This window comes from Acidimicrobiales bacterium, assembly GCA_040219085.1.
Taxonomy (GTDB): Bacteria; Actinomycetota; Acidimicrobiia; order Acidimicrobiales; family JAVJTC01; genus JAVJTC01.
The window spans coordinates 1-26,070 of the sequence record JAVJTC010000023.1 but is presented as its reverse complement, the minus strand read 5'-3'; the positions used below and the strand labels follow the sequence as shown (position 1 = coordinate 26,070).

Sequence of the window (26,070 nt, the reverse complement as noted above, 5' to 3'; positions counted from 1 at the left end):
CCACCGGGCACGGCGCGGTCGGAGCACGGTTGCCGTCAGGGACGGGCGACCCACGTCAGGCCGATGACCCGGGGTCCGGCGTGGCTTCCGATCACGGGACCGATGGTTCCCACCCGAAGATCGTCCGTATTCACGATGTCAGCGAGCGAGGCGATGAATTCGTCGACGTCGGGTGCCATCGCGTGCATGACGGTGATCTGTTCGACGTCGCCCGCGTCGGCGAGCTTGTCGTGGAGCCACGACAGCGCCTTGCGTCGGGTGCGCTGACGGCCCGCCTCCACGACGGCGCCACTCGAGAGGTCCACGATCGGCTTGATCGACAGCATCGTGCCCAACAGAGCCTGCGCCCCCCCGATCCGGCCGCCCTTCTTGAGGTTGTCGAGGGTGTCGAGTACGCCGAAGACGTGGATCCGTTCGGAGAGCTCGCCGCACCCTTCGACGATCTCGTCGGCGCTCGCCCCGGCTTCGGCGGCCCGGCAGGCATCGAGGACGATGGTCGCGAGTCCGGCGGTGATCGACCGGGAGTCGACGACCCGCACGTCGACGGTGCCTTCGAGAGCGTTGGCGGCGCTGCGTGCGGACTGGCCCGTCGCGGAGAGTTCGCCGGAGAGGTTGATGCACACGATCGAGCTGGCTCCCTCATCCGCGAGTCGACGGAACGTCGCGTCGAACGCGCCGGGGGAGGGCGCCGCCGTCTCGGGTAGGACCTCGCTGCGGGCCATCTCGGCGTAGAAGTCCTCCGGCGTCAGCTCCGTGACGTCGACGTACTCCCGGTCGCCGAAGCGGATGGTGAGCGGCACGATCGCGACGCGGTGTTGTTCGACCTCGGCTCTTGTGAGGTCGCAGGCGCTGTCGGTGACGATCCGTACGCCGCTCATGGGGGGGAACTCCTCGTTCGTGGACCGCAGCGAGACTACAGCTGATCGGCGGTGGCGTCCGTGGTGTCCGGATCTGTCCGCGGACGTTGTTCGGACCGGACGACGAGGCGCCTGTCCCGACGCAGGTCGCGGTGGTTTCTCACCCACCAGATCAACAGGAAGGCCAGGGCGACGACGGCGATGGCTATACCGACGCCACTGAGGGCTGTGGAGCGCACGGTCAGCCGCGTTCTGTCCAGTTCGGTTGTGCCGTCGGCCGACAGAACCCGCACGACGACGAGTGAGTCGCCCGTGGCGCGTGCCTCGACATCGACGTCCACGGAGTTCAGTCCCGGTCCGAGGCGGAGGGGGAACTCGTCGCCGGCGGGGAACGACAGCTTGTCCGAGGACAGCGCCACGATGATGTCGACAGCGGCTTCACCTTCGTTGACGACCGTGATGGGGATGGTCGCCGCGCGACTGGTCAGAGTGAAGCGCTGGGGCTCCTGGGCACGCACGTCGGGGAGTGCGCCGTCCGTGTCCTGTGCGCCCGCCGGTCCGCCGGGGGCGAGGCTGACCACGACGAAGGCGACGGCGATGGCCGACAGAGCGAACCGTCGGCCCAATCGGATCACGGTCGTCGTCCGGTCAGGCGCAGTTCCATGACCGACAGTTCGTCCGGCCTGAGCCGGAAACCCATCCGTTCGTAGAGGTCGAGTGCGGGGCCGTTGCCGACCTGGGTGTTGACCAGGGCCTCGCGTGCGGCGTTTCCCCGCAGCCAACGCAGGGAGTCGGCGACGAGGGTCCGGCCGATTCCCCGTCCCTGTGCTCGGGGGTGTACGGCCAGGCGCTGCAGGTATCCGGTGGCGCCCGCCCGCCCGCAGATCACGTAGCCGACCGCGTCACCACGGGTCACGCGGAACCGGTGGACGGGTGTCGCGTCGAGGGCGTCGAGCAGGCCGCGTCGGTCGAGCCGCCAGAACTCGTCGAAGGCCGCGCGGTCGATCGTGAGCACGCTGGAACGGTCGCGTCGTCGGGCGCGACGCAGTGATCGACGGTCGTGGTCCGGGACGAATCGCAGATCGTGCGAGAGCAGGTGTAGCCGACCTCTCACCGTGAATCCGTGGCTGGCGAAGGGGTCGAGTTCGACAGCGGTCAGAGCGGACGTCATCAGATGGTCGCAGCCGAGGTCGCGTACGTGCTCGATGACGCGGGCGACGGTGTCGGGTGACAGGGGGGCCGCTGTGGGGGTGACCGGGGTGACCAGGCGCGACGACGGTCGATCGTTCCAGACCACGATTCGCACCCGGTCGGAACCGTGGGTGAGGTGGGTCGGGGCGGGCGGCACGATCCAAGGCTAGAAGTGTCAGGGGTACCCTCGCCGGGGTGGGGGTCCTCTTCGTCAGCCACGAGCGGTGTCTCGACCATCTCGGTGGGCCCGGTCACCCCGAACGTCCCGGCCGCCTCGACGCCGTCTCGGCCGGCCTCGCGGCCGAGGACCTGATCGACGCGCTCACCCCCGTGGTGGCGGTTCCGGCCACCGACGCCGAGGTCCTCGCCGTGCACGACGAGGCGATGCTCGCCCTCGTACGTGATCTCAGCGAACGCGGCGGAGGGGCGATCGATCCCGACACCCGTGTCAACGTGGCTTCGCTCGACGCGGCCCGCCTCGCCGCGGGAGCAGGGCTCGAGGCGCTGCGTCGTCTCGACGCGGGTGAGGGGACGGCGGCGTTCTGTGCGGTACGACCGCCGGGCCACCACGCCACGCGGAACAAGTCGATGGGCTTCTGCCTCTTCAACAACGTGGCCGTGAGCGCGCGCCACCTCGTCGAGCGGGGTGAAAGGGTGCTCATCGTCGACTACGACGCCCATCACGGCAACGGGACCCAGGACGTCTTCTACACCGACGACAGGGTCATGTTCGTGTCGTTGCATCAGGACCGTTCCTTCCCGGGCACGGGGGAACTCCACGAACGGGGCGCGGGTGAGGCCTTCGGGTTCACGTTGAACCTGCCGCTGCCGGCGCACGCCACCGGGGACGTCTACATGGCGGCGTGGGACGGCCTCGTCCTTCCCGCCGTCGAACGGTTCGGCCCGACATGGGTCCTGGTGTCAGCCGGTTTCGACGCGCACCGCGCCGATCCGTTGACCGCGCTCGGACTGACGTCGGGCGACTTCGCCGACCTCACGGCGGCGGTGGTCGCGGTCGCCCCACCCGGCCGCCTCGTCGCCTTTCTCGAGGGCGGCTACGACCTGACCGCCGTGGCGGAGTCCGCCGCGGCGTGTGTGGGCGCGATGGCCGGTGTGCGGATCGCCCCGGAGGCGCCCAGCGCCGGTGGGCCCGGGGCCCATGTGGTCGACCGGGCGGCGGCGATCTTCGGCGCGGAGCCGTGACGCTGTCGGGGTTGCCGCGGGTGTTGGCCCAGGTGGAACCGCTCGCCCGACGCTTCACGGCGGCCGGACACCGGATCTACCTGGTCGGCGGCGTCGTGCGCGACCTGTGGCTCGACCGTGACGTCGACGGGGGCGACATCGATCTGACCACCGACGCCCGTCCCGAGGCGACCCGGTCCATCGTCGCGCCTGTCGCCGACCAGCTGTGGACCCAGGGCGAACGATTCGGCACCATCGGCTGCACGATCGCCGGCCGTAGCTTCGAGATAACCACCCACCGCGCCGAGTCCTATGACGCCGCGTCCCGCAAGCCGGACGTGATTTTCGGCGACGATGTCACGGTGGACCTGTCCCGTCGGGACTTCACGGTCAACGCGATGGCCTGGGAGGTTCCCGACGGGACGCTGGTCGATCCTTTCGGAGGTGTGGCTGACATCGACGCCGGGGTCCTCCGCACGCCCCTGGAACCGGTCGAGTCGTTCTCCGACGATCCACTGCGCATGGTCCGCGCCGCCCGTTTCGCGGCCTCTCTGGGGCTGCGCCCCACGCCCGGGGTCCTGGCGGCGATGCGCGATCTCGCGCCCCGGCTCGCGATCGTCGCGGTGGAGAGGATCCGCGAGGAACTCGAGGACAAGCTCCTCGTCGTCCCGGAGGCGGCGGTCGGTCTGTCGCTGCTCGCCGAGACGGGTCTCCTCGCGCAGGTGATCCCCGAGCTGGCCGCCGAGGAGCCGGCCGCCCGGGCGGTGCGTCGGGTGGAGGCCGTCCCCGCCACGCGCCTGGTCCGCCTGGCGGCCCTCCTCGCGGATCTCGATCCGGCGGCGCTGGCCGCACGGCTCGCGGCTCTGCGGACCTCCAACGCCGACCGCCGCGCGGTGAGTCGCCTCGTCGCGGGTGCGCGCACCGTGAGCGCCGGGCCGCCGGCCGATGCCGGGGCGATCCGCAGGCTCGTCCTCGACGTCGCCGACCCGGCGTTGTCGGGGCTCGACGAGGTGCTGGCGCTGGGGGCCGCCCTGGCCGGCGACGCGACGGTCGCGCCATGGAGGTCGGCACATGGTCGGCTCAGCGCCACCGAGGACCTCACGGATCTGACCGGCCCGCTCGACGGGGTGGCGGTCGCCGAGCTACTCGGAATCGAACCCGGGCCGATCGTCGGTGAGGCGCTGCGCGAACAGCAGCGGATCCGGATCGCGGATGGTCCCCTGAGTCCCGACGAGGCGCGCCGCGCGCTGTCGGGTTGGTGGAAGACCCGAGCCGGCCACACGGGGTGAACGGACAGCGACCTGTGCGGCCGGAGGGTCCGGGGCCCCGGCCGGGGGTACCCTGCGGACTGTGCCGTTCCACAACGCGGTGAGCCCCGCCGAGCTGGCCGAGGCCGGCGGCGACATCGACTACCGACTCGCGCGGCAGTCCGTGTTGCGGGCGTTTCGCGAGGGACGCGTCGGTACCGACGAGATCTGTGACGCCCATCCCGAACTGATGCGGGTGGCGCGTTCGTCGGGGGAGCCGACGCAGCGGCGCTGCGAGGTGTGTGCCGACGCCGATCTGGTGCAGGTGCGCTACGTGTTCGGACCGCGGTTGTCGAAGGGCGGACGCTGCGTGACCACGGCGGCCGAACTGGAACGCATCGCGGCCCGCAAGGGGACCTTCACCTGTTACACGGTCGAGGTGTGTCCCGGCTGCGGTTGGAACCATCTCGCGCGCAGCCACGTGCTCGAGTCCCGGGCCTGACGCCGGCCCCGCCACGGTTCCTGAAACCGGTCCTGGCGCCGACCACCGGGCCCGTCCGCCCTCGGCGTTCTCCGGGCGGCGAATGGCGCGACATGCTAAAGTGGCACCCTCGACCGACCGCCGGAAGCGCATGCGCACCCGGACGGAGAAGGGAGACACTCATGAAGCGTCCCACTGCGCCGTCTATCCGATCCCGCAAGGTGCGGGACGGGAAAGACCCGCTCGTAATGATCACCGCCTACGACGCCCCGAGCGCCCATATCGCCTCGGAGGCCGGCGTCGACCTCATCCTGGTCGGCGACTCACTCGCGATGGTCGTCCTCGGCTACGACGACACCCTCCAGGTGACCGTCGACGACATGGCCCACCACACGGCCGCCGTCGCGCGGGCCAAGCCCACGCCGCTGATCGTGGCCGACCTTCCGTGGATGAGTTACCACGTGTCGGCGGCGGAGACCGTGACGAACGCCGCGAGGTTGATCCGCGCGGGAGCGCAGTCCGTGAAGCTCGAAGGTGGCCGTGAACGCCTCACGATGATCGAGGCAATCGTCGCCGCGGAGATCCCCGTGATGGGTCACCTCGGCCTCACGCCGCAGTCCGTGCACGCGATGGGCGGATTCAAGGTGCAGGGCCGCACGACCGAGGCGGCTCTGGCCCTCGTCGAAGAGGCGAAGGCCCTCGAGCACGCGGGGTGTTTCGCTCTGGTCCTCGAGGGTGTGCCGACCGCCGTCGCGCGGATGGTCACCGAGGCCGTCGACATCCCGACCATCGGCATCGGGGCGGGCCCCCACTGCGACGGCCAGGTTCTCGTGTTCCACGACGCCCTGGGCATCCAGAACCGGATCCTGCCGAAGTTCGTGCGCCGCTACGCCGAGCTCGAGACCGACGCCATCGCCGCGCTGGGCGAGTACGCGGCCGACGTCCGCTCCGGAGAGTTCCCTTCGCCCGACGAGAGCTACTCGCTCTCCGAGGACGTGGCCACGGAGCTCGACCTCTACAGCGCCGGCACGACCTGAGGCCCACGCGAACCGTGATCGCGGCGCACTGTCACAGGTGCGCGTCATCGTGTCCGGTGATGGAGTGTCACGCAGTCACCGTTAGCATCGACAGGCACAACTCGACCCTGCTCCGGACCGTCCGGGGCCCCGGCAACGCCGGGTCCAGAGGGAGGTGATGCTCGCGATGCGAGCGTACGAACTGATGATCATCCTCGACGGAGACACCTCCGACGAGGTCGTCGACGAGATTCTCGGCCGTGTCGGTGACGGTGTCACCGCGGTCGAAGGAGAAGTCGCCACCACCGACAAGTGGGGGAAGCGTCGCTTCGCCTACCCGATCGACCACAAGACCGAAGGCGTCTACGTGGTCCTGGAGATCGTGACCTCCGGCGGGGATCTCTCGGCCGTCGAGAGGTTGCTGCGGCTCGCGGACCCGGTCGTCCGCCACAAGCTCATCCGTCTGCCTGATCACGAAGCGGACCGTCGTGGACTCTTCGGTCGTGCCGCAGCGGGCAGCACGGCCACCCAGGAGTAGGTCATGGCATTCGACAACACCGTCACACTCATCGGGAACATCACTCGCGATCCCGAGCTCCGGTTCACGCCCAACGGCGCCGCCGTCGCGACATTCGGGCTCGCGTGGAACCGGCGCTACCAGCGCAACGGAGAACAGGTCGAAGAGGTCTCCTTCTTCGACATCACCTGCTGGAGTTCTCTGGCAGAGAACGTGTGCGAGTCACTCGTCAAGGGGAACCGGGTGGTCGTGTACGGCCGCCTCGAGCAGCGCTCGTGGGAGAACTCCGAGGGCGAACGCCGTTCCAAGGTCGAGGTCATCGCGGACGAGGTCGCACCCAGCCTCCGCTGGGCGTCGGCCGAAGTGAACCGCAACGAACGCTCCGAGAGCGCCCAGGGTGGGGGCTCGGGAGGTTCCGGGAACCGTGGCGGCGGTGGCGGCTCGAACCGCTCCGTCTCCAACGAGCCCGGTGGTGGATCCAACTACGACTTCGATGAGGAACCGTTCTGATGGCCAAGAAGGTGCGCACGAAAAACAAGGACAACGCGCGGCGCAGCAAGAAGAAGGTCAGCGTCCTGACCCAGGAGAAGGTCGAGTACATCGACTACAAGGACGTCAACCTGCTGCGACGCTTCGTCTCGGACCGGGCCAAGATCCGCGCCCGGCGGGTGACCGGCAACGACGCCCAGCAGCAGCGTGAGGTCGCCATGGCGATCAAGAACGCCCGCGAGATGGCGCTGCTGCCCTACGCCAACCGCATCACGCAGTCCCGTTCCAACAGAGGTGGACGCGACGGTGGTGGCGGGCGTGTCGGTGGACCGGCCCCGCGTCCCACGGCGCCGCCGCCCAGCCCACGCCGTGACGGCGAGGGTGAGGGTGACGAGGCCGTGGCCAATGACGACGGAGGGGATGAATAGATGAAGGTCATCCTTCGAGCTGACGTCGACGACCTCGGTCACCGCGGTGACGTCGTCGAGGTAGCGGACGGCTACGGCCGCAACTTCCTGGTTCCCCGCGGGCTGGCCATGCTCGCCAGCGAGGGAGCCGAGCGCCAGGCCAAGGCCATGCGCCGCTCACGCGAAGTCAAGGACGCCCGTGAGAAGGGCGAGGCGGAGGAGATGGCGGTTCGCCTGACCGGGACCACGCTGCGGCTCGCGGCGCGGGCCGGCGACGGCGGACGTCTCTTCGGCTCCGTCACGGCCGCCGACATCGTCACGGCCGCCTCCGAGCAGGCGAACGTCACGCTGGACCGCAAAGTCGTGGACATCGCCGAGGCGATCAAGGAGGTGGGTGTCCACACGGTGTGGGCCCGCCCCCACGCCGAGGTCGAGTTCCCCCTGACCGTCGAGGTCATCGCAGACGAATGAGTGAGTCGGCGCCCCCTCTGTGGAGAAGACCTCCGGTCGTCCACAGGGGGGCGCCGGGTCATCCACAGCGCGTGCAGTGTCGCGCCCGCGTTTTCCCCTGGCGGAGGCGCGATATCCCGTGCCCATCCCCTGGTACCCCACAGGGCACAGCGACAATGGTGGTGCGCCCATGACCACCGCCACCGCACCCCGATCCGATCGCATCCCTCCGCACAATCTCCAGGCGGAGGAGTCGCTGCTCGGCGCGATGCTCCTGTCGAAGGAGGCCATCGGCGACGCTCTCGAACTGGTCCGGGCCGAGCACTTCTACAAGCCGACACACGGTCACGTGTTCGAGGCGATCACGTCGCTGTACTCCGCAGGTGAACCGGTCGACGCGGTCACGGTGGCCGACGAGTTGGGCCGTGCCGATCTGCTCGAGGCCGTCGGGGGTCCCGGTGGGTTGGTGCAGATCCAGGCGTCGACACCGGCCGCGAGCAACGCCGGCCACTACGCCCAGATCGTGCTGGAGCACGCCACGCTGCGAAAGCTCATCGCGACCGCCCACGAGATCGCCGATCTCGGCTATAGCCAACCCGACGACGTCGAGAAGGCCGTGGATCATGCCGAGTCGCTGGTCTACCAGGTGGCCCAGGGCAAGGTCGCCGACACGATGGCGGGCATCCACGAGCTGTTGTCGGAGAACCTGGACCGCCTCGAGCAACTCTACGAACGGGGCGATTCCATCACGGGAACGCCCACCGGCTACACGGACCTCGATGAGCTCCTGTCGGGCCTGCAGCCCTCGACGCTCGTCGTCATCGGTGCCCGCCCCGCGGTGGGCAAGACGAGCTTCGCGCTCGGCATGGTGGCCCATGCCGCCGTGAAGGCCAACCGTCCGGTGCTGTTCTTCTCGCTGGAGATGAGCCAGCTCGAGATCTCCCAGCGCCTGTTGTGTGCCGACGCCCGGGTCGATGCCCGCAGCGTCCGTAACGGCACGCTGAACGAACAGGACTGGTCCAACATCAGCCACGCCGTGGGACGCCTCGCGGAGTCGTCCATCTTCATCGACGACAACCCCAACATCACGGCCATGGAGATCCGGGCCAAGGCGCGACGGCTGAAGAGCCGTGTCGGCGACCTCGGCATGGTGGTCGTCGACTATCTCCAGTTGATGACCGGCCGTTCGGGCGCTGAGAGCCGTCAGGTCGAGGTATCCGAGATCAGCAGGGCGCTCAAGATCCTCGCCCGGGAACTCGAGTGTCCCGTCATCGCGCTGTCGCAGCTGTCCCGTGGGCTCGAGATGCGCCAGGACAAGCGGCCGATCCTGGCCGACCTGCGTGAGTCGGGTGCGATCGAGCAGGACGCCGACGTGGTGATGTTCCTGTACCGCGACGAGGTGTACAACCCCGAGACGTCCGATGCCGGCACCGCGGAGGTCCACGTGGCCAAGCACCGCACCGGTCCCACCGGCACCGTCCGGCTGGCGTTCGTCCCCCGGTACACACTCTTCGCCAACATGGCCCGCAACCAGGGCTGAGAGAAACCAGGGCTGAGATCGCAGCGGTCCGACCGGACCGGGAGGGGCAAGGGGGGCGGAGGTCCCACGGACCAGCGCCGAAGCGCTGGCGGCGATGCGATATGGGAGGGTGTGGTCCCTCCGCCCTTACCCCTGCTGCCGGCGGGGGCGAAACCGCCGACATGGTGTGCATCGTCGTCGGGACCCCTCGACTTGAGAAGTGGGGGCGAGGTTGGCGCCCAGATGATTCGCCCGGCCCACTTCCGGCCCGGGTCAGGGTTCCGGGCCTGGCGGTGGCGGGCGATTACCGACCTCGCCGTGGGCTCGGTAGGGTGCGCACCGACGTGTTTCTCGGTGAGAATCTCCTCGGTTGGCTTCTTCTCGCGCTCGGAGGCGCGCTCGCGGTCGGGCATCTGCTCGCCCTCGTGCGTCCTCGCGAGGTCGGAGGAGCGCCCGGGGACCTCCCGAGGCCACCGCTGGCCCGGTCGATATTCATGATCGTCCTCGGGACGGCGGTGGCGGTCTGGTCGCTGGCGAGCATCGTCGGCGGCTGACGACACGGTCCGGCCGCGACGGACGTGGTCGGTACGGTTCGCATGTGACATGGAGAGGGATTGCGTGATGGGTGAGTTCATCAAGCTCGAGGACGGCCGCGACGACGGCGTTGCGGTCATCCGGTTGGATCGTCCGCCGATGAACGCGATCAACCGACAGGTCACCGCTGAGCTCGGTGAGATCGTCACGGCCCTGGCAGGCCGCGACGACCTCGGTGCCGTCGTGATGTGGGGTGGCCCCAAGATCTTCGCCGCCGGAGCGGACGTGAAGGAGTTTGCCGATTTCGGCCCCGCCGAGGCCGAGAAGCTCTCCCACGGGCTCAACGACGTGCTGTTGGCGTTCGGGCGGCTACCGCAGGTCACCATCGCCGCCATCAACGGGTACGCGCTCGGCGGCGGGTGTGAGGTGGCGCTCGCGGCCGACTTCCGCGTGGTGGGCGACGACGCGGTCCTCGGCCAGCCCGAGATCCTCCTCGGGGTCATCCCCGGAGCCGGGGGTACCCAGAGGTTGACCCGGGTCGTCGGCGTCACGAAGGCCAAGGAGCTGGTCTTCACCGGCCGCACCGTGAAGGCTGACGAGGCCGTGGAGATCGGCCTGGCCAGCGCGGTGCATCCGGCCGCCGACCTGTACGAGGCGGCAATGGCCCTCGCGGCCCGCTACGCCGCCGGACCCGCCGCGATCGCGTATGCGAAGCGCGCCATCGACACCGGCATCGAACAGGACATCGCGACCGCGGTGGCCACCGAGGCCCGCGAGTTCGGTGCCGTGTTCGGTACCGAGGACAAAGCGACGGGCATTGCCAGCTTCCTCGAGAACGGACCCGGAAAGGCCACGTTCAACAGGCGATGAGACGGTGACGACGCTGCGGGACCCGGCGAGCGCCGCGCCGGGGGAGTTCACGGCTCTGCACATCGGGCCCATCGAGGTGTGGCCCCCCGTCGTGCTCGCTCCGATGGCGGGTGTCACCGACCTCCCCTTCCGCCGCCTGTGCCGTACCCACGGCGCGGGTCTGTACGTCAACCAGATGATCACCGCGCGCGGTTGGCTCGAACGGGACCCGAAGACGCTCAAGCTCGCGGAATTCGGTCCCGACGAGACGCCCCGTTCGATCCAGCTCTACGGGACCGACCCCCGCGACGTCGGTGAGGCCGCGCAGCGGCTCGTGGAGGCAGACGGGGTCGACCACATCGACATGAACTTCGGCTGCCCGGTTCCGAAGGTGACCCGTCACGGTGGGGGAGCGGCTCTGCCGTACCGACGTGACCTGCTGCGCGCCATCGTGCGGGCGGCCGTGAACGGCGCGGGGGAGGTACCGGTGACGATCAAGTTCCGGATCGGGATCGACGACGAGATCGTCACCTACCTCGACACCGCCCGTATCGCCCAGGACGAGGGCTGCGCCGCCGTGTCGCTGCACGCCCGCACCGCTGAGCAGCTCTACAGCGGGAGCGCGGACTGGTCTGCGGTCGCCCGCCTCGTCGAGGCCGTCGACATCCCGGTCCTGGGGAACGGCGACGTGTTCGAAGCGTCCGACGCCCTCGCGATGATGCGGACGACGGGCTGCGCCGGTGTCGTCGTGGGTCGCGGTTGTCTCGGACGGCCATGGCTGTTCGCGCGCCTCGCGGCGGCCTTCGAGGGACAGGAACCACCTCCTCTGCCCACCTTCGGCGAGGTCGCGGCGACGATGCTCGACCATGTGCGGCTCCTGGTCGAGTGGCAGGGGAGCGAAGGCGCGGTGAGGGTCTTCCGCAAGCACGCGCTGTGGTACCTGGTGGGGTTTCCGATCGGCGGCGACGTCCGCAACCGGGTGGCCCGGGTGTCCTCGGTTGCAGAACTCGAGGGTCTGCTCGGCGACATCGACCCGACGATCCCTTTCCCCCTCGAGGTCCTACGGACACCGCGCTCACACACAGGCGGCCCCAAGCAGGTCTCCCTTCCGGACCGCTACCTCGAGGATCCGGGCGCCACCGATCCGCTACCCGAGGCGGCGGGCGCCTACGCCTCGGGCGGATGACGCGGCCCGGACGCGGGCCGATCGTCCTGGCGTCGCGTTCGCCCCGTCGTCGACGGATCCTCGCCGACCTGGGCTTCGAGGTGTCGGTGTGTCCCGTCGACGTCGATGAGGAGTCGGTCGTGGCCGACCGCCGGACCGATCCGGGCGTGGCCGCTCTGGCGATAGCGAGGGTCAAGGCGGCTGCTGCCGTGGGTCGGGGCGTCGTGATGACGCTGGTCGCCGCCGACACGGTCGTCGAGGGCCCCGATGGCCTCGTCGGAGCGCCGCAGAGTCGGTCCGACGCGGTCGGGATCGTCTCTGGGCTGTCGCGGGCGTCGTTGCGGGTGGCAACCGGCGTGGTCGTCGTCACAGCGGACGGGTCCGCCGTCGGCGCGGTGAGGCTCTCCACCGTCACCCTCGGCCCGATCGACCGGACGGCCGCAGCGGCGTACGTCGCAACGGGTGCAGCCGACGACACCGCGGCCGGGCTCGAACTGCAGGGTCGGGGGTCCGGCTTCGTCGCGGCCGTCGAGGGTTGCTGGACCAACGTCGTCGGGTTGCCGGTGTGTGTGGTGCTCGCCCTGACCGGCTCGCAACCGACCGATTCGCAGTGTCGTGACCGCGACGGCGCGCCGTGTCGCGCCGTCGGTGGGGTGGATGCGAGCCCCGTCGAGTTGTGATCGGGGAGAATGCGGAGATGAACCCTTCGTCGAAGCCGTCGCCGTTCCCTTCGCCGGTCGTGACCGCCGGGTGGGTGGCAGCCCACCGCTCCGAGCTGGTGCTGGCCGATGTCCGCTGGTACCTCGACGGGCGTTCGGGTGCAGAGGAGTTCGCGTCGGCTCACATCCCGGGGGCGGTGTTCGTGGACCTCGATCTGGATCTGTCAGCCCGGCCGTCACGGCCCGGCGGCCGACACCCCCTTGCGGACCCGGCGGACTTCGCTGCTGCGATGGGTCGTCTCGGTATCGCCGAGGACACCCCCGTGGTGGCCTACGACGACACCGGGGGTGTCACCGCCGGCCGCCTGTGGTGGATGTTGTCGGTGCTCGGATGTCCGGTCGCCGTTCTCGACGGCGGCATCGCCGCCTGGGAGGGGAGCCTCGAGTCCGGCCCGGTTACGACGACGCCGGTCGAGCGCCCGACGCGGCAGTGGCCGACCGACCGTCTCATCACCACTGCAGAACTGCACCGTCGACTGGGTGAGCCGTCCCTGGTGGTGCTCGACGCACGTTCGGCCGACCGCCACCGTGGCGCGGACCATCCTCTCGATGTCCGTCGTGGCCACGTCCCCGGCGCACGTTCGGCACCGTCGACGGCGAACGTGGACGGGTCGGGGGCGCTGTTGCCCGCCGGGGACCTGGCGCGCCGCTACGGCGCGCTGGGAGTCGCCGATGCCGAGGAGGTCGTCGCCTATTGCGGGTCCGGCGTCAGCGCATGTCTGGACCTGCTGGCCATGGAGGTGGCCGGGTACCCACCGGGGCGACTCTACGTCGGCTCCTGGTCCGCGTGGGGAGCGGATCCGGCTCTGCCCCTCGAGACCGGGGCGGATGGGGCTCAGGGGGGCGGCGGGGCGGACGGGCCCGCGGTCGTGTGACCGCCCGGACCCTCTGGGCGTATCGGGAGCCGGAAGCCCACGGCTGAACCACCGTCGGGTCGGCGTCGGGCCCAGACCTCCCCGCTGTGCGCGTCGACGATCTGTCGCACGATTGCCAGGCCGAGTCCCGAACCGGGCGCGTCACGCGCCTCGGCCGTCCGGTAGAAGCGGTCGAAGACCCGGGACGCTTCGTCGTCGGACGCTTCGTCGTCGTGGATGCCCGGTCCGCGGTCGAGCACCTCGACGGCGCCGGGGGAGACGACGATCTCGATGGGCGCATCCGGTGGGCTGAACTTGGCCGCGTTGCCCACGATGTTGGACAGGGCGCGCTCGACGCCGGGTCTGATCGCCGAGACAGCGATGTCGCCATGGGTGACGACGTCGACCCTACGGCCGGTCCGTCGCCGGGTCCGCCGGGCCACGTCCTCGGCGACGGCCGAGAGGAGGAACCGGGTCACCGGCTCGTCGGCGCGGTCGGGGTCGGTGGCGAGTTCGACGAGCTCGGTGGTGAGGTCGGCCAGTTCGCCGAGCTCGAGGCGGATGTCGGCGAGGATCTCGTCGCGTTGGGAGTCGTCGAGAGCGGCGATCCGGCGTTGGAGGATCTCGACATTCGTGGTCAGGCTGGTGAGCGGCGTCCGCAGCTCGTGGCTCGCGTCCTGAACGAGGTGGCGCTGTTGGCGTCGCGAGGTTGCGAGGGCGTCGAGCATGGTGTTGAAGCTGCGCCCGAGTCGGCCGACCTCGTCGCCACCGGACACGGCGATCGGCGTGGTGAGATCGCCGGTGGTGGCCACGCGCTCGGCTGCGGCGGTCAACTCCTCGACCGGTCGGGTCACGCGCCGGCTGACGAACCAGCCGAGCCCGGCGACCACGGCTGCGGCGATCACGCCGAAGACGATCGTGCGCCGGGCGAGCACCGTCAGGGCGTTGTCGACCTCGGTTAGTGGACGGGCCACCTGAACCGCCCCCGCTCCCGGGAGCGCCGCTGTCAGAACCCGGAAGTCGTCGCCGTCGATCGAAACGGTGCGGTAGCGCTCCCCGTCGCCGTTCGCCGCAATGCGACGATCGGTCGCGTCCACGGGGAGTGCGGGCTGGCTCTCCACCGAGAAGCGCACGGCACCCGTGCGGTCGAGGATCTGGACGAGGGCGTCGAACTCCAACAGGACGACGCCATCGAGTCCGGGCCGGGCGGCTGCGCGTACGCGCCGGGCGTCGAAGCCCTCGGCGAGACTCGGAGCCCCGGTGAGGCGGTCGGCGCGTGCGGAGAGGAACTCGTCGATCTCGTCGGTGAACGCGCCCCGGGCCGAGAAGTAGGCACCGACGGTCGCGATTACGACTGCGGTGACGACCGCCCCCGCCAGCAGGCTGGCGAGCCTGCCGCGCAGGCTCACGACTCGCGGGCGACGTATCCCACACCCCGCACGGTGTGAATGAGACGGGTCGCGTCGTCGCTCTCGGTCTTGCGGCGGAGGTATCCGATGTAGACGTCGAGGGACTTCGAGGTGGTCGCGAAGTCGTAGCCCCAGATGCGCTCGTAGATGAGCTCCCTGCTCAACACGATGTCTCGGTTGTGTACGAGTAGCTCGAGCAGGTCGAACTCGGTCTTGGTCAGCTCGAGTTCCCTGCCGGCGCGGCTGACCCGGCGGCTGTCGCGGTCCACGACGAGATCGCCGAGGGACAGGGTCTCGTGGTGCGTGGCCGCCGCCCCGACGACGGAGGTGCGGCGTAGCAGGGCGCGCAGGCGTGCGAGCAGCTCGTCGAGGGCGAATGGTTTCGCGAGGTAGTCGTCGGCCCCGGCGTCCAGTCCGGCGACGCGGTCGCCGACCTCGTGACGGGCAGTCAACATCAGCACCGGGGTCCGGTCGCCCTTCTCCCGCAGGCGCCGACACACGGTCAACCCGTCGACGAGGGGCATCATCACGTCGAGCACGACGACGTCCGGGCTGAGCGTCACGAGCTTCTCGAGTGCGTCGGCGCCGTCGACGGCAGTGGTGACCGCGTACCCCTCGAGGGTGAGGGCCCGTTCGAGGGAGGTTCTCACACTCGTGTCGTCCTCGGCACACAGCACCCGCGCGGTCTCGGCCATCGAAGAAGCGTACGACGGCGCCCGGACGCGAACCGGCGGCGCCGACGATTCTTACCCGCTTCTCGCGTGGCGGCCCGCCGCCGATGGCTGTCACCGCGGCGTCCTACCATCCGTTCGATGTCTCCTGTCGACACCGCTGCAGCGGAGAACGCCTCGCCCGTCAGCGGGCACGTCGTGGCGGTCGGGCCGGCGGCCTTCGACGCGCTCGACGCAGCCATCGACACGGCGAAGGCGGGTGATGCCCTCGCCACGGTGACGGTGGTCGTGCCCACGAACTACGTCGCCGTCGCCGTTCGTCGCCATCTGGTGCAGCGGCGCGGCGCCCTCGCGGCGGTCACCTTCCTCACCGCCTACCGGCTCGCAGAGCTGGTGGCGGCACCGACCCTCGCCGCTGCCGGTCGACGGCCTGTCTCGGCGCCGGTCATCACGGCCGCCGTCCGGCGGACGCTGATGGCCGATCCCGGGGTGTTCGCGGCTGTCGCAGGTCACCCGTCCACAGAGCGCGCCCTGGTCAACGCCTACCGGGAGCTCGCCGACGTCCCTGACCGGTTCAGCTCCGCCGTCGCCCGTCAGGGTCCCCGCCCCCGCGACGTCGTCCGGATCGTCACGGAGGCCCGGCGCCGCATCGCCGGGGAGTGGTACGACGAGTCGGACCTGCTGGCTGCGGCGACATCGTCGATCGCCTCGGCGGCCGCGGTGCCGGTGCTCGCGGAGCTGGGCGCAGTGATCGTCTATCTGCCGCAACGTATGGGGGAGTCCACGTCGGCCATGTTGCGGGCCCTCGCGGCGGACCACCCGGTGTCGGTCGTGGCGGCTGCAACCGGTGTCGACGATGCCGACGCCGCCGTCCGGGAATCGGTACGACGTCTCGGCGTCGAGTGGACCCCGCCGGATCCGGTCACCCCGGCCGCGGACCGCGTGGTGTCGGTGTCGGACCCCGAAGAGGAGGTCCGGCTCGTGGTGAGCGAGGTCGTGGCCGCCGGTAGCGCCGGGATCCGCCCCGACCGGATGGCGATTCTCTACGGCGGCGACGAGCCGTACGCCCGGCTGCTGCACGAGCACCTGCGCGGCGCGCAGGTCGCGTTCAACGGTTCTTCGTTGCGGACGATCTCCGAGGGCGTCCTCGGCCGGGCCGTTCTGGGACTCCTGGGGCTGGCGGATCGGGACTGGCGTCGCGAGGACGTGATGGCCGTGATCGGGTCGGGTCTCATGGTGGACGGGTCCGGAGCCCCGGTGCCGGCGGCTGCGTGGGAGCGCGTCTCGCGTGCGGCGGGGGTGGTCGGCGGCGCGGACTGGGACACACGCCTGCACCGGTACGGCGCCGACCTCGAGGATCGCATCGCCTTGTTGGCCCTCGAGGAGTCCGCCGGGGGTCGTCGCCGGGGGCTGCAGCGCGAGGCCGCCACCGCCCGCGAGCTGCGTACGACGGTCGCCGACCTCGCGGGGCGTCTCGATCCGGACCGACTACCTGACACCTGGTCGGGCCTGACCGGGGTGGTGCGGGCCCTGATCGCGGATCACCTCGGCGGCATAGCGGGCCACGACGACTGGCCGCCCGAGGAGAGGGCTCTCGCCGACCGTCTCGATGGTGTGCTCGACCGGCTCGCGGTCCTCGACGGCATCGATGCCGCGCCGACCCTCGACGTCTTCCTGCGGGCCCTGACGGCGGAGTTCGACAGCGGCCTGGGCCGGGTCGGCCGTCTCGGTGAGGGCGTCTTCGTGGGTTCGCTCCCGCTGAGCTGGGGTGTCGGCTTCGACCACGTCTGGATTCTGGGTATGGCCGAGGGGCTCATGCCCTCGCGGCCCAGGGAGGACTCCCTGCTGCCGGACCGTGAGCGGGCGGTCGCCGGCGGCCACCTCCGTTCGGCCCGCGAGAGGCTGGACTCGGAGCATCGTGCGCTGCTCTCGGTTCTGGCGGGAGCGACCCGTGCCGTGCTCACCCACCCGCGTGGCGATCTACGCCGCACCACGGACCGCAGGCCGTCGCGGTGGCTACTCGACGCGGTGTCCGCACGGGAGGGCCGACCGGTCGACGCGGAGTCGATGGCCCACCTCGGTGAGCCGCACCATCACCACGTCGCTTCCTTCGTCGCGGGCCTGCGGGCGCGGACGCTGCCCGTGTCGAACCAGGAGTACGACCTTTGTCGCATCCTGGCAGCGGTGGCGCAGGGTGGTGACGTGGCCGACGACGACGTCTTCAGCCACCCACGGCTCCGCCGGGGTGTCGAGCTGGTGCGCGCCAGGGCGGGTCGCTTCTTCACCCGCTTCGACGGCAATCTCGCCGGGTGCGACGTACCCTCGCCGACCGATCCCGGCGTGGTGATGTCACCGACGCGGCTGGAGGCGTGGGCGAAGTGCCCCCACCACTACTTCATTCGTCACCTGTTGCGCGTGGAACCCGTCGAGTTGCCCGAGCGGGAGCTGAAGATCTCACCGCTCGAGCTGGGCAGCCTCGTGCACGGGGTCCTGGACCGGTGGCTGGCCGAGATGATCGGTGCACCCGGGGGTCCGCCTCGTCCCGGCGTCGCGTGGAGTCCCGCTCAGCGGTCCCGCCTGCATGAGATCCTCGACGAGGAGTGCGATCTCGCCGAGGCCCGGGGGGTCGTCGGAAGGGCGTTGTTCTGGGAGGTCCACCGGCGCCGACTGCACCGCGAGATGGAGGAGTTCTGCGGGCACGACGACGATCAACGGGCCGCCCGTGGCTCGGTGCCCGTGAGCACCGAGGTCCACTTCGGCTTCGGCGACGGCCCGGTGCCCCCGGTCACGTACGGCCTCGCCGACGGAAGGAGCCTGCGCCTGCGGGGGTCGGCTGACCGGGTCGACGCGGTGGGGGACGGTTACCTCGTGATCGACTACAAGACGGGTTCCAGCAGGCGGTTCGCCAAGCTCGGCCCCGAGGATCCCCACGGCAACGGGACGCGGCTGCAGCTTCCTGTGTATGCGGCTGCCGTACGGGAGATCTTCGACGCCCCCGACGCCGAGGTCACGGCCGCCTACTGGTTCGTCAGCAGCAGTGAGAAGTGGGCCTGGCGCGAGCTGATCCTCGACGAGGCCGTGGGGGCCTCGGTCGACGAGGTCCTGGTGACCATCGCCGACGGGATTGCGAGCGGGGTGTTCGTTGCCCGCGCCGAGGCGCCCGGGTTCGGGTCGTGGGTCGAGTGCGCATCGTGCAGCCCCGACGGACTCACCACTGCGGATCGCGCGCGTGAGCTCGAGCGCAAGGCCGCCGACCCGGCCCTCGCCGCGTGGCTGGCGTTGGCGGTGCCGGACCTGGTGCCCGGTGGTGGAGCGTGACGCTGCCACGGGACCAGGGCGTCCGCGACCGCATCGCGGTGGATCTGGACACCACCTTGTTCGTCGAGGCCGGAGCCGGGACGGGAAAGACGTCGGCGCTCGTGAGCCGTGTCCGCTCCCTGGTCCTCGACGGCGGTGAGCGGCTCGCCGGGATCGCGGTCATCACGTTCACGGAGAAGGCGGCCGCCGAGCTCCGCGACCGCCTCCGCGAGGCGTTCGCCTCCGTCTCCGGAGGAGACGGTGAGGCCGACGGGCCGCTGATGGTCGACCGGGCGCGGATCGCGCTGCACGATCTCGACGCGGCGCCGGTGGCCACCCTGCACGCGTTCGCGCAACGCCTCCTGTCGGAGCACCCGATCGAGGCGGGACTCCCGCCCGGGCTCGAGGTGCTCGACGAGATCAGCTCCGAGCTCGAGTTCGCCCACCGCTGGGACCGCTTCGTCGAACGGACACTGGCCGACCCCGACCTTCGTCGTCTCGTCGTCCTGGCCGATGTGTTGCGGGCCGACCTGGGTCGTGTCCGCGACATAGCGGTGGCCTTCGACGCCAACTGGGATCTGGTGGAACGGCTCGTCCCGGCCCGTCCCCCCGAGATCCCCGCGGTCTCGGCGGCTCACGTTCTCGAAGCCCTCGACGACGCTCTCGCGCTGCGCGGGGCGTGCACGGAACCGACCGACAAGCTGCTCGCGAAACTGGATGCCCTGGCGGCGGTACGCACGGAACTCGCGGCGGTGGCCGACGACGAGATCGCCGCGGTGGAGGTCCTCGGCCGCGTAGCGAAGTTCTCGCTCGGACGACTGGGTAGGGCCGGCGACTGGCAGGGCCGCAAGGGCGACGTCGTGGAGGCCGTGGGAGCTGCGTGTGCGACGGCGGAGACGGCGCTCGACCGTGTCGCTCAGGCGTGTATCAGCGCGCTCGGGACCCTCGTGCGGGACTTCACGCTCACCGAGGCGGAGCGTCGCCGTCGCGAAGGTCGCCTCGAGTTCCACGACCTGCTGGTGCTCGCCCGTCGCCTCCTGGAGGATCCTGCCACCGGACCCGCCGTCCGGGCGGCGGCACGTGAGCGTTACGGGCGCATCCTCATCGACGAGTTCCAGGACACCGACCCGCTCCAGATCGACATCGCCGCCGCTCTGGCAACTGATCCCACCACCGCGGCCGACTCCGGATCGCAGGGCTGGTCGCAACGGCGCCCCGGCGCGGGGTCGCTCTTCTTCGTCGGGGACCCCAAGCAGTCCATCTACCGGTTCCGGCGTGCCGACATCGGACTCTTCCTGGCGGCGTCCGACGCCTTCGGCCCACCGGTGAGGCTGGTGACCAACTGGCGGTCGAGCGCGCCCGTCATCGACTGGGTCAACGCGGTGTTCGCCGAGCTGATCGAGCCCGAGGAGGGCTCACAGCCCGCCTACGTCCCGCTCGCCGCCGGCCGTGAGGACGTTCCGGCGGGTCCCGGCGCAGCGGTGCTCGGAGGGGTCGAACACGAGCCGGGGCTGTCGGCCGACGAGGTCCGCTCCCGCGAGGCGGCTGACGTCGCGGCCACCGTGACCACCGCCGTCGAAGGCGGGTGGGAGGTGGTCGACCGCCACAGCGGCGAGACCCGCCGCTGCCGACTCGGCGACATCTGCATACTTCTGCCCGCCCGTACCTCCCTGCCCCAACTCGAACGGGCCCTGGTGGATGCCCGCATCCCGTACCGGGCCGAGTCCTCGAGCCTCGTCTACTCCACCCGGGAGGTCCGCGATCTCATCGGTGTGCTGCGGGCCATCGACGACCCCACCGACGAGTTGGCCGTGGTCGCCGCACTGCGCTCGGCCGCGTTCGGTTGCGGTGACGACGATCTGTGGGGCTACCACCGCGCCGGTGGCGCCTGGGACCTGCGTCGCCCGGTCCCGGACACGCTCACGCCGGACCACCCCGTCGTCGAAGCCATGGCGTGGCTCGCGCGGGTACGCCGTGAGCGGGCGTGGCGGAGCCCGAGCGAGATCGTGGACCGGGTCCTGAGGGACCGGGGGCTCTACGAGCTGGGCGCCGTCCGGGGCCGTGTGCGCGACCAGTGGCGTCGGCTGCGGTTCGTCGCGGACCAGGCCCGCGCGTTCACCGACGCCACGGGCGGGAATCTGCGGGACTTCATCGACTGGATCGATCTGCAGAGCGCGGGCTCGGGCCGCGTCACCGAGGCGGTCCTCCCCGAGACCGATGACGACGCCGTGCAGATACTGACGGTTCACGCCAGCAAGGGACTCGAGTTCCCGGTCACGATCGTGTCGGGCCTGACCACGAAGGTCCGACGGCGGCGCGGCGGCGTCCAGGTTCTGTGGACCGACAGCGCAGGACGTCCGGCGGTCAACTACCGCTTCCACCCGACCCTGTCCACCGCCGAGTTCGACGAGAGTCTCGAACTCGACGAACAGTTGGACTTCCACGAGAAGATCCGGCTGCTCTACGTCGCGTGTACCCGGGCCCGCGACCACCTCGTCGTGTCCCTGCACCGGACGGCGCCCGGGTCGGTCTCGTCGGTCCCGGCGCGCGGGGACATGACCGCCGCGCAGCTGCTCGCCGACGCCGGCGCGGCGTCGGCGCCGCCGGTCCCGGGCCTGGCGGGCGGCTCGCTGTCGTCCGTGAAGCCCCGGGAGGTCGTCGTGCCGGCCGATCGTGAGACCTGGGAGCGTGACATCGCGGCCGCGCGCCGCTCGCTGTCCACGCGCCGCTCGATCGCCGCCACCGCCGTCGCGGCCGAGCTCCACGATCCCGAGGCGGTCGACGCGGCGACCGTGGAGGCGACCGCCGCGGGCCTGGCCAAGAGCGCCAGGGATCTCGATCTTCCTCCGTGGAACAAGGGACGGTACGGGACGGCCATCGGGCGGGCGGTCCACGCCACTCTTCAGACGGTGGATCTCGCAACGGGGGAGGGGCTGGGGGCGATCGCCTCCGCGCAGGCTGCAGCGGAGGGGGTCGTCGCACGTGCCGGTCTCGTCGCCGCGCTGGCCGGTTCGGCACTCGACAGCGAGGTGGTCGCGCGCGCCGCCCACCTGCCGCACTGGCGCGAGCTCTACGTCGCGGCCCTGCTCGGCGAGCGCATCCTGGAGGGCTACGTGGACCTCCTCTACCGGACGCCGGAGGGTCTGGTGGTCGTGGACCACAAGACCGATCAGTTGGGAGGACCGCGCGATTTCGCGCGCGCGGCAGACAGGTATGGTCTGCAGGGAGCGGCATACTCGTTGGCCGTCGAGGAGGCAACCGGCGAGCAGGTCGTCTCGTGTGTGCTGTTGTTCCTCGCTGAGCACGGTGCCGTGGCCCACGCGGTGGACGACCTCCGGGGTCGCATCGACCGCATCAGGGCGGCGGTCCCCGATCTCGTCGGGGGTGGCGAGGTGGTGGTCGAGTGACCATCGGCAGCGAATCACCGGACGTGCACCCACCACTGCCGGAGATGACCTAGCGTCTCGGGCACAGCCGACCAGAGAGGGGGAGGGCAATCCGTCGCATCATCTCGTCGTTCCTGCTCGCCCTCGGCGTGTTCGGGTCCGGCGTCGCATCCATCACCTGGTACGCGGACTCGGTCTTCTACGACACCGACCGTTTCGTCTCGGTCGTCGACGGCGTCTTCGACGTCGGGGCCGTGCGGGGTCTCGTCGCAGACCGATTCACCGACGCCGTGGTCGAAGGGATCGAAGGGGTCCCGGTGGATTCCCTACCCGCCGGCACGTCCGCGGAGGTGTCCGACGCGGACACCGAGGCCATCCGCACGGTCGTCGGAGAGGTGTTGTCCTCCGAGAACGCCGACGCGATCCTCCTGCCGGCCATCACCGCGCTCCACACGGAGCTGCTCCTCGCGATCGATGACGACTCCACCGTCCTCTCGCGCTCGGAGACCCAGGTGGTCCTGGACCTCGGCCCTCTCTTCGCCGCGGTGCAGGCCGAACTCGCAACCGACCCGGCAACGGCCTCGTTGGCGGCGGTCACCCTGCCGGCCGACGCAGGCACCTTCGTCGTGGCGGACCGCACCACCGCGACCGACTTCGTGTGGAGCTGGCTCGCCGCGGCCGACTCCCTGGCCGTGTTCCTCGTGGCGATGACCCTCCTCGCGCTCGCGGGGGCCATCGCCGTGTCGGACCGGCGCGGCTGGACGATCCTGGCCGCCGGGGGTGGTGTTGCGATCCTCGCGGTCTTCATCATCGTCGTCATTCTCGTCTTCAGGGGTCTGGCAGGTGTCCTGGTCGGTGATCGCGACATCGCGAATTCGGTCCAGGGAACCTACGGAACCGTGATCTGGCCGCTGATCCGACAGGAGATCGTGGTCGCCGTTCTGGGGATCGTCGGTGCGGTCGCGGGCGTGATCTTCCGGTTCTTCTGGCCCGATCCGGAGCCGATGTACGCCACACCGCAGCCCTACGGCTACGACGCCTACGGCTACCCGCTCGGCCCGCCGGGCTATCCCGGCGCCAATCCCGCTCCCGGCTACGGGGCTCCCGGCTACGGCACACCCGGATACGGCCAACCCGCTTACCGTCAGCCGGCCTACGGTCAGCCGGGATACCCGCCCACGGGCGGTGTGCCCACCTGGCCCACCGGGGGGCAGCCGCCGACAGGGCGTCCGGATCAGCGGGCGATCGAGGCTCAGAGCTGGGAGGAGGCGGACCCACGTTGGGCCGATGACGACAGCTGGGACGACGACGTGTACACAGAGCCCGCCCCGTCCGGTCAGTCGCCGGTGGTGCAGTGGCAGGGGTGGGACGACGCTACGGCCGAGGACACCGCCACCCAGATCGCCCGGTCGGCCGGAAGCGACTCCACGAGCGGGTCGACGCCCGCCGTGGACCCGCTGCTCGCGCGGCCACCGGCGGATGACGACGAGGCCTGAGATGGCACCGGTGGGCGACGATGTCGTCCCCGCCCTGGTGCACCGTGAGCAGATCCGTGAACTCATCGGGCGGTACTGCGAGCGTCTCGACGAGTACGACATCGCAGGTGTCGCCGCCACGTTCACCCCGGACGCGGTGGCCGACTACGGCCCGGGCCGCGGAGGGGTTCTCGAAGGGCGCGAGGCGATCGCGGCCCGGATCGCGACGGGACAGGCGGTCTTCGCGCGGACCCACCACCAGGTCGGCCAGATCAGCATCGAACTGATAGGTGACGCGGCCTCGGCGACGTCTACCGTCCTGGCCTGGCATGAGCGCCACGACGGCACGCGCGACCTGCTGGGGTTGCGCTACGTCGACCGGCTCGAGTCGACGGTCGAGGGCTGGCGGATCCACCGCCGTCGTGTCGAGGTGACCATCGTCGACGGATTCGAAGGGGTCGACTGGCACCATGTGGCGCGCCGACCACCTTCGTCGGATCAGTCTCCGGGTGTTTCCCAGGCGTAGGCGCTCGCGCGGGGCTTGACCGGCCGGGCGAACCACAGCGGGCGGCGCAGGCCCTCGGGTCCGGGTCCGGGTCTGGTCATGGCGAGCCACTCACCGAAGACCTCGAGGCTCTTGTCGGTGTCGACGACGACGTCGCCGTAGCGGTCGCCCTCGTGGGCCGGTTCTATCCGGACGCGTTGGAGCCAGCAGTGCATCCCCGACACCGGGTCGGCCTGGGCGGCGAAGGTGAGGTTCTGGTGGACGCCCGTGTCGTTCCACCAGATGCGGCCCGTGTCGGGGTCGGCGGAGTCGTAGCGGCGTTCGGTGGGCTCGGACCGGAGCTTCCACGTGGAGCCCTCGTGGCTGAGAGCGGCGAGTCCGTTGCCCCAGGAACGACCGTCGTCCGCATCCAGGCGCCAGCGGCCCATGTGGTGGCTGACGGCGACGACACCGGGACGGATGCCCTCGGTCCGCCAGGCGGTGATGACGAAGTGTCCCGTCCGCGTCACGACCCGCACGAGCCCGCCGGTGTCGATGTCGAGCTTCTCGGCGTCGGAGGGGTGCAACCACATCGGGTGGCGGTGGCTGAGTTCGTTGAGCCACTTGGCGTTCGCCGACCGGGTGTGGATGAGCGTCGGGAGTCGGAACGTCGGAATGAGGATCCGCTCGGAGCCCTCGAGGTCGAGGTCCTCCCAGTGGACGTGACTGGGGATGAAGGTCGGTGTCGCCGCGTCGTCCCAGCCCCACTCGGCAAGGGTCGGGGAGTAGAACTCGAGCTTGCGGGACGGGGTCGGGAAGCCGAAGCGGGCCTTACCGTCGATGTCGACGCCGACGGAGCCGTCGCCGATGAAGGGCATGTGGCCCTCGATCTCGTCGAGCGAGTCGTGCATCCCCGCTGTGCCCGGCTTGCGGTGCACTCCGTCCTCGCCGCGGACGGTCCCGGCGAGATCGGCGTCACCCACCGGCCGCTCGTGGACCGCGTACACGCCGTCCTCGACCGAGAAGGAGCCGCGTGAGCGCATGTACTCGAGAGCGCTCTGTCCCTCCGCCTCGGCGGCTTCGGGCAGACCGGGGATCGAGTTCTCGAACATCAGCGAGTAGTACTCGTCGATGCTGATGGGCCGGGTCGGATCCCCGGGTGACTCGAACCACTTCCGGATGCCCAGTTCGCCGTCGGGGTCGATCCGCCACGACAGGTCGATCCAGAACTCGTTCTCTTCCCACACCTCGCCCTTGTTGAACTCGTGGGTGCGGCGGTCGGGGTCGATCGGCGCGCCGTCCCGCAGTTCGGCGTAGCGCCGCATCACCGGCTGACGGAAGCCCACCCAGCGGGCGGCGTGGGTCTCGAAGCTGGCGAGGTCGTGGCGTTCGGAGCCGACCCCCATGGGCAGGACGTAGTCGGCGTACCAGGCCGTCTCCGACCAGGTGGGCGTGAGGGCGACGTGGCACTCCACCTTCGACTCGTCGAGGAGAGCCTCCATCCACGAGAAGCCGTCCGGGTTGGTCCAGATCGGGTTGTAGACGCGCGAGAAGTACGCGGCCAGCGTGCCGCGGCCTTCGTTGAGGAAGTGGGGGAGCAGGATCGACATCTCGTGGTACGAGAGCGGGTACTCCTTTGGCCACGACAGCTCGTTCCAGCTGGTGATCGGCTGCCCGCCGAACGGGTGCGGTGGCGCCATCTTGTTCCAGCCGTTGCCGGCGGTGCCACCGACCGTGGCGACCGAACCGGTGAGCACGTTGATGAAGAACAGGCAGCGGGCGACTTGCCAACCGCCGAGGTTGCCGGCACCGGCGGAGCGCCAGTTGTGCGACGCGAACTTGGTCGGGTGGGCGCCGATGATGCCGGCGAT

General features: G+C 70.4%; 23 protein-coding genes and 1 pseudogene. 18 read left to right on the top strand and 6 right to left on the bottom strand.

Going from position 1 to position 26,070, the window contains the following annotated elements; all coding sequences use genetic code 11:
* Positions 1-35: 35 nt before the first annotated feature.
* Genes RIE08_09585 through RIE08_09575 form a run of 3 tightly spaced genes read right to left on the bottom strand, consistent with a single transcriptional unit; the run spans position 36 to position 2,205 of the window.
* The gene (locus tag RIE08_09585) at positions 36-878 is read right to left on the bottom strand and encodes a DegV family protein (protein MEQ8717850.1); all 843 of its coding nucleotides are present in this window, start codon (positions 876-878) and stop codon (positions 36-38) included.
* Positions 879-913: 35 nt separating this feature from the next.
* Positions 914-1,492, bottom strand: a complete 579-nt coding sequence (locus RIE08_09580) for a DUF6049 family protein (protein ID MEQ8717849.1) — start codon at positions 1,490-1,492, stop codon at positions 914-916.
* Complete coding sequence (locus RIE08_09575) at positions 1,489-2,205, bottom strand: GNAT family N-acetyltransferase (protein MEQ8717848.1); 717 nt, start codon at positions 2,203-2,205, stop codon at positions 1,489-1,491. The genes RIE08_09580 and RIE08_09575 overlap by 4 nt, the downstream gene beginning before the upstream one ends.
* A 38-nt stretch (positions 2,206-2,243) precedes the next feature.
* On the opposite strand from RIE08_09575, the gene RIE08_09570 reads away from it, so the two are divergent.
* From RIE08_09570 to RIE08_09505, 14 genes and pseudogenes are all read left to right on the top strand, one after another.
* The gene (locus RIE08_09570; protein ID MEQ8717847.1) at positions 2,244-3,251 is read left to right on the top strand and encodes a histone deacetylase; all 1,008 of its coding nucleotides are present in this window, start codon (positions 2,244-2,246) and stop codon (positions 3,249-3,251) included.
* Positions 3,248-4,519 carry a CCA tRNA nucleotidyltransferase gene (locus tag RIE08_09565; protein ID MEQ8717846.1) on the top strand — a complete coding sequence of 424 codons (1,272 nt, stop codon included), beginning with the start codon at positions 3,248-3,250 and terminating at the stop codon, positions 4,517-4,519. Before RIE08_09570 ends, RIE08_09565 begins: the two co-directional genes overlap by 4 nt.
* Positions 4,520-4,580: 61 nt before the next feature.
* Positions 4,581-4,979, top strand: a complete 399-nt coding sequence (locus RIE08_09560; GenBank protein MEQ8717845.1) for a DUF5318 family protein — start codon at positions 4,581-4,583, stop codon at positions 4,977-4,979.
* Between the two features lie 161 nt (positions 4,980-5,140).
* Positions 5,141-5,995 (top strand): 3-methyl-2-oxobutanoate hydroxymethyltransferase, encoded by an 855-nt coding sequence (panB, locus tag RIE08_09555; protein MEQ8717844.1) that lies wholly within the window; start codon positions 5,141-5,143, stop codon positions 5,993-5,995.
* 166 nt (positions 5,996-6,161) lie between these two features.
* Complete coding sequence (rpsF, locus tag RIE08_09550; GenBank protein MEQ8717843.1) at positions 6,162-6,512, top strand: 30S ribosomal protein S6; 351 nt, start codon at positions 6,162-6,164, stop codon at positions 6,510-6,512.
* A 3-nt stretch (positions 6,513-6,515) separates the two neighbouring features.
* Positions 6,516-7,001, top strand: a complete 486-nt coding sequence (gene ssb / locus RIE08_09545; GenBank protein ID MEQ8717842.1) for a single-stranded DNA-binding protein — start codon at positions 6,516-6,518, stop codon at positions 6,999-7,001.
* Positions 7,001-7,246 (top strand): annotated as a pseudogene (rpsR, locus tag RIE08_09540) (30S ribosomal protein S18). Before ssb ends, rpsR begins: the two are co-directional and overlap by 1 nt.
* A gap of 162 nt (positions 7,247-7,408) precedes the next feature.
* Positions 7,409-7,858 (top strand): 50S ribosomal protein L9, encoded by a 450-nt coding sequence (rplI, locus tag RIE08_09535; protein MEQ8717841.1) that lies wholly within the window; start codon positions 7,409-7,411, stop codon positions 7,856-7,858.
* 169 nt (positions 7,859-8,027) lie between these two features.
* Positions 8,028-9,377: a replicative DNA helicase gene (gene dnaB, locus RIE08_09530; GenBank protein ID MEQ8717840.1), complete on the top strand. Its 1,350-nt coding sequence runs from the start codon at positions 8,028-8,030 to the stop codon at positions 9,375-9,377.
* 323 nt (positions 9,378-9,700) lie between these two features.
* Entirely contained in the window at positions 9,701-9,910 is a 210-nt protein-coding gene (locus RIE08_09525) for a hypothetical protein (protein ID MEQ8717839.1), read from the top strand.
* A gap of 67 nt (positions 9,911-9,977) precedes the next feature.
* Positions 9,978-10,760 (top strand): enoyl-CoA hydratase/isomerase family protein, encoded by a 783-nt coding sequence (locus RIE08_09520; GenBank protein MEQ8717838.1) that lies wholly within the window; start codon positions 9,978-9,980, stop codon positions 10,758-10,760.
* A gap of 4 nt (positions 10,761-10,764) precedes the next feature.
* The gene (gene dusB / locus RIE08_09515) at positions 10,765-11,925 is read left to right on the top strand and encodes a tRNA dihydrouridine synthase DusB (protein ID MEQ8717837.1); all 1,161 of its coding nucleotides are present in this window, start codon (positions 10,765-10,767) and stop codon (positions 11,923-11,925) included.
* Positions 11,922-12,584, top strand: coding sequence for a Maf family protein (locus tag RIE08_09510; GenBank protein MEQ8717836.1), 663 nt, complete (start codon positions 11,922-11,924; stop codon positions 12,582-12,584). The genes dusB and RIE08_09510 overlap by 4 nt, the downstream gene beginning before the upstream one ends.
* Positions 12,585-12,601: 17 nt before the next feature.
* Positions 12,602-13,498, top strand: coding sequence for a sulfurtransferase (locus RIE08_09505; GenBank protein ID MEQ8717835.1), 897 nt, complete (start codon positions 12,602-12,604; stop codon positions 13,496-13,498).
* Here the strand turns inward: RIE08_09505 and RIE08_09500 are convergent.
* Both RIE08_09500 and RIE08_09495 read right to left on the bottom strand, forming a co-directional pair.
* Complete coding sequence (locus RIE08_09500; GenBank protein ID MEQ8717834.1) at positions 13,459-14,886, bottom strand: HAMP domain-containing sensor histidine kinase; 1,428 nt, start codon at positions 14,884-14,886, stop codon at positions 13,459-13,461. The two genes, RIE08_09505 and RIE08_09500, sit on opposite strands and share 40 nt — an antisense overlap.
* Positions 14,883-15,581, bottom strand: a complete 699-nt coding sequence (locus RIE08_09495) for a response regulator transcription factor (protein ID MEQ8717833.1) — start codon at positions 15,579-15,581, stop codon at positions 14,883-14,885. Before RIE08_09495 ends, RIE08_09500 begins: the two co-directional genes overlap by 4 nt.
* Positions 15,582-15,698: 117 nt before the next feature.
* Between RIE08_09495 and RIE08_09490 the strand changes: the two genes are divergently transcribed.
* The 4 genes from RIE08_09490 (at position 15,699) to RIE08_09475 (ending at position 24,241) form a co-directional block, all read left to right on the top strand.
* Positions 15,699-18,875: a PD-(D/E)XK nuclease family protein gene (locus RIE08_09490; GenBank protein MEQ8717832.1), complete on the top strand. Its 3,177-nt coding sequence runs from the start codon at positions 15,699-15,701 to the stop codon at positions 18,873-18,875.
* Complete coding sequence (locus RIE08_09485) at positions 18,872-22,261, top strand: UvrD-helicase domain-containing protein (GenBank protein ID MEQ8717831.1); 3,390 nt, start codon at positions 18,872-18,874, stop codon at positions 22,259-22,261. The genes RIE08_09490 and RIE08_09485 overlap by 4 nt, the downstream gene beginning before the upstream one ends.
* Before the next feature lie 128 nt (positions 22,262-22,389).
* Positions 22,390-23,736, top strand: a complete 1,347-nt coding sequence (locus RIE08_09480; protein MEQ8717830.1) for a hypothetical protein — start codon at positions 22,390-22,392, stop codon at positions 23,734-23,736.
* Between the two features lies 1 nt (position 23,737).
* A complete protein-coding gene (locus tag RIE08_09475) occupies positions 23,738-24,241 on the top strand; it encodes a nuclear transport factor 2 family protein (GenBank protein MEQ8717829.1) in 504 nt (167 codons plus the stop codon).
* Here the strand turns inward: RIE08_09475 and RIE08_09470 are convergent.
* Positions 24,214-26,070: molybdopterin dinucleotide binding domain-containing protein (locus RIE08_09470; protein ID MEQ8717828.1), on the bottom strand; the 1,857-nt coding region annotated here is incomplete at its 5' end. The two genes, RIE08_09475 and RIE08_09470, sit on opposite strands and share 28 nt — an antisense overlap.

What these genes read in the sequence shown, in the direction of transcription:
- RIE08_09585 (MEQ8717850.1), bottom strand. Translation starts at nt 878, where the DNA reads ATGAGCGGCGTACGGATCGTCACCGACAGCGCCTGCGACCTCACAAGA.
- panB (MEQ8717844.1), top strand. Translation starts at nt 5,141, where the DNA reads ATGAAGCGTCCCACTGCGCCGTCTATCCGATCCCGCAAGGTGCGGGAC.
- rpsF (MEQ8717843.1), top strand. Translation starts at nt 6,162, where the DNA reads ATGCGAGCGTACGAACTGATGATCATCCTCGACGGAGACACCTCCGAC.
- ssb (MEQ8717842.1), top strand. Translation starts at nt 6,516, where the DNA reads ATGGCATTCGACAACACCGTCACACTCATCGGGAACATCACTCGCGAT.
- rplI (MEQ8717841.1), top strand. Translation starts at nt 7,409, where the DNA reads ATGAAGGTCATCCTTCGAGCTGACGTCGACGACCTCGGTCACCGCGGT.
- dnaB (MEQ8717840.1), top strand. Translation starts at nt 8,028, where the DNA reads ATGACCACCGCCACCGCACCCCGATCCGATCGCATCCCTCCGCACAAT.
- RIE08_09520 (MEQ8717838.1), top strand. Translation starts at nt 9,978, where the DNA reads ATGGGTGAGTTCATCAAGCTCGAGGACGGCCGCGACGACGGCGTTGCG.
- RIE08_09510 (MEQ8717836.1), top strand. Translation starts at nt 11,922, where the DNA reads ATGACGCGGCCCGGACGCGGGCCGATCGTCCTGGCGTCGCGTTCGCCC.
- RIE08_09505 (MEQ8717835.1), top strand. Translation starts at nt 12,602, where the DNA reads ATGAACCCTTCGTCGAAGCCGTCGCCGTTCCCTTCGCCGGTCGTGACC.
- RIE08_09495 (MEQ8717833.1), bottom strand. Translation starts at nt 15,581, where the DNA reads ATGGCCGAGACCGCGCGGGTGCTGTGTGCCGAGGACGACACGAGTGTG.
- RIE08_09490 (MEQ8717832.1), top strand. Translation starts at nt 15,699, where the DNA reads ATGTCTCCTGTCGACACCGCTGCAGCGGAGAACGCCTCGCCCGTCAGC.
- RIE08_09475 (MEQ8717829.1), top strand. Translation starts at nt 23,738, where the DNA reads ATGGCACCGGTGGGCGACGATGTCGTCCCCGCCCTGGTGCACCGTGAG.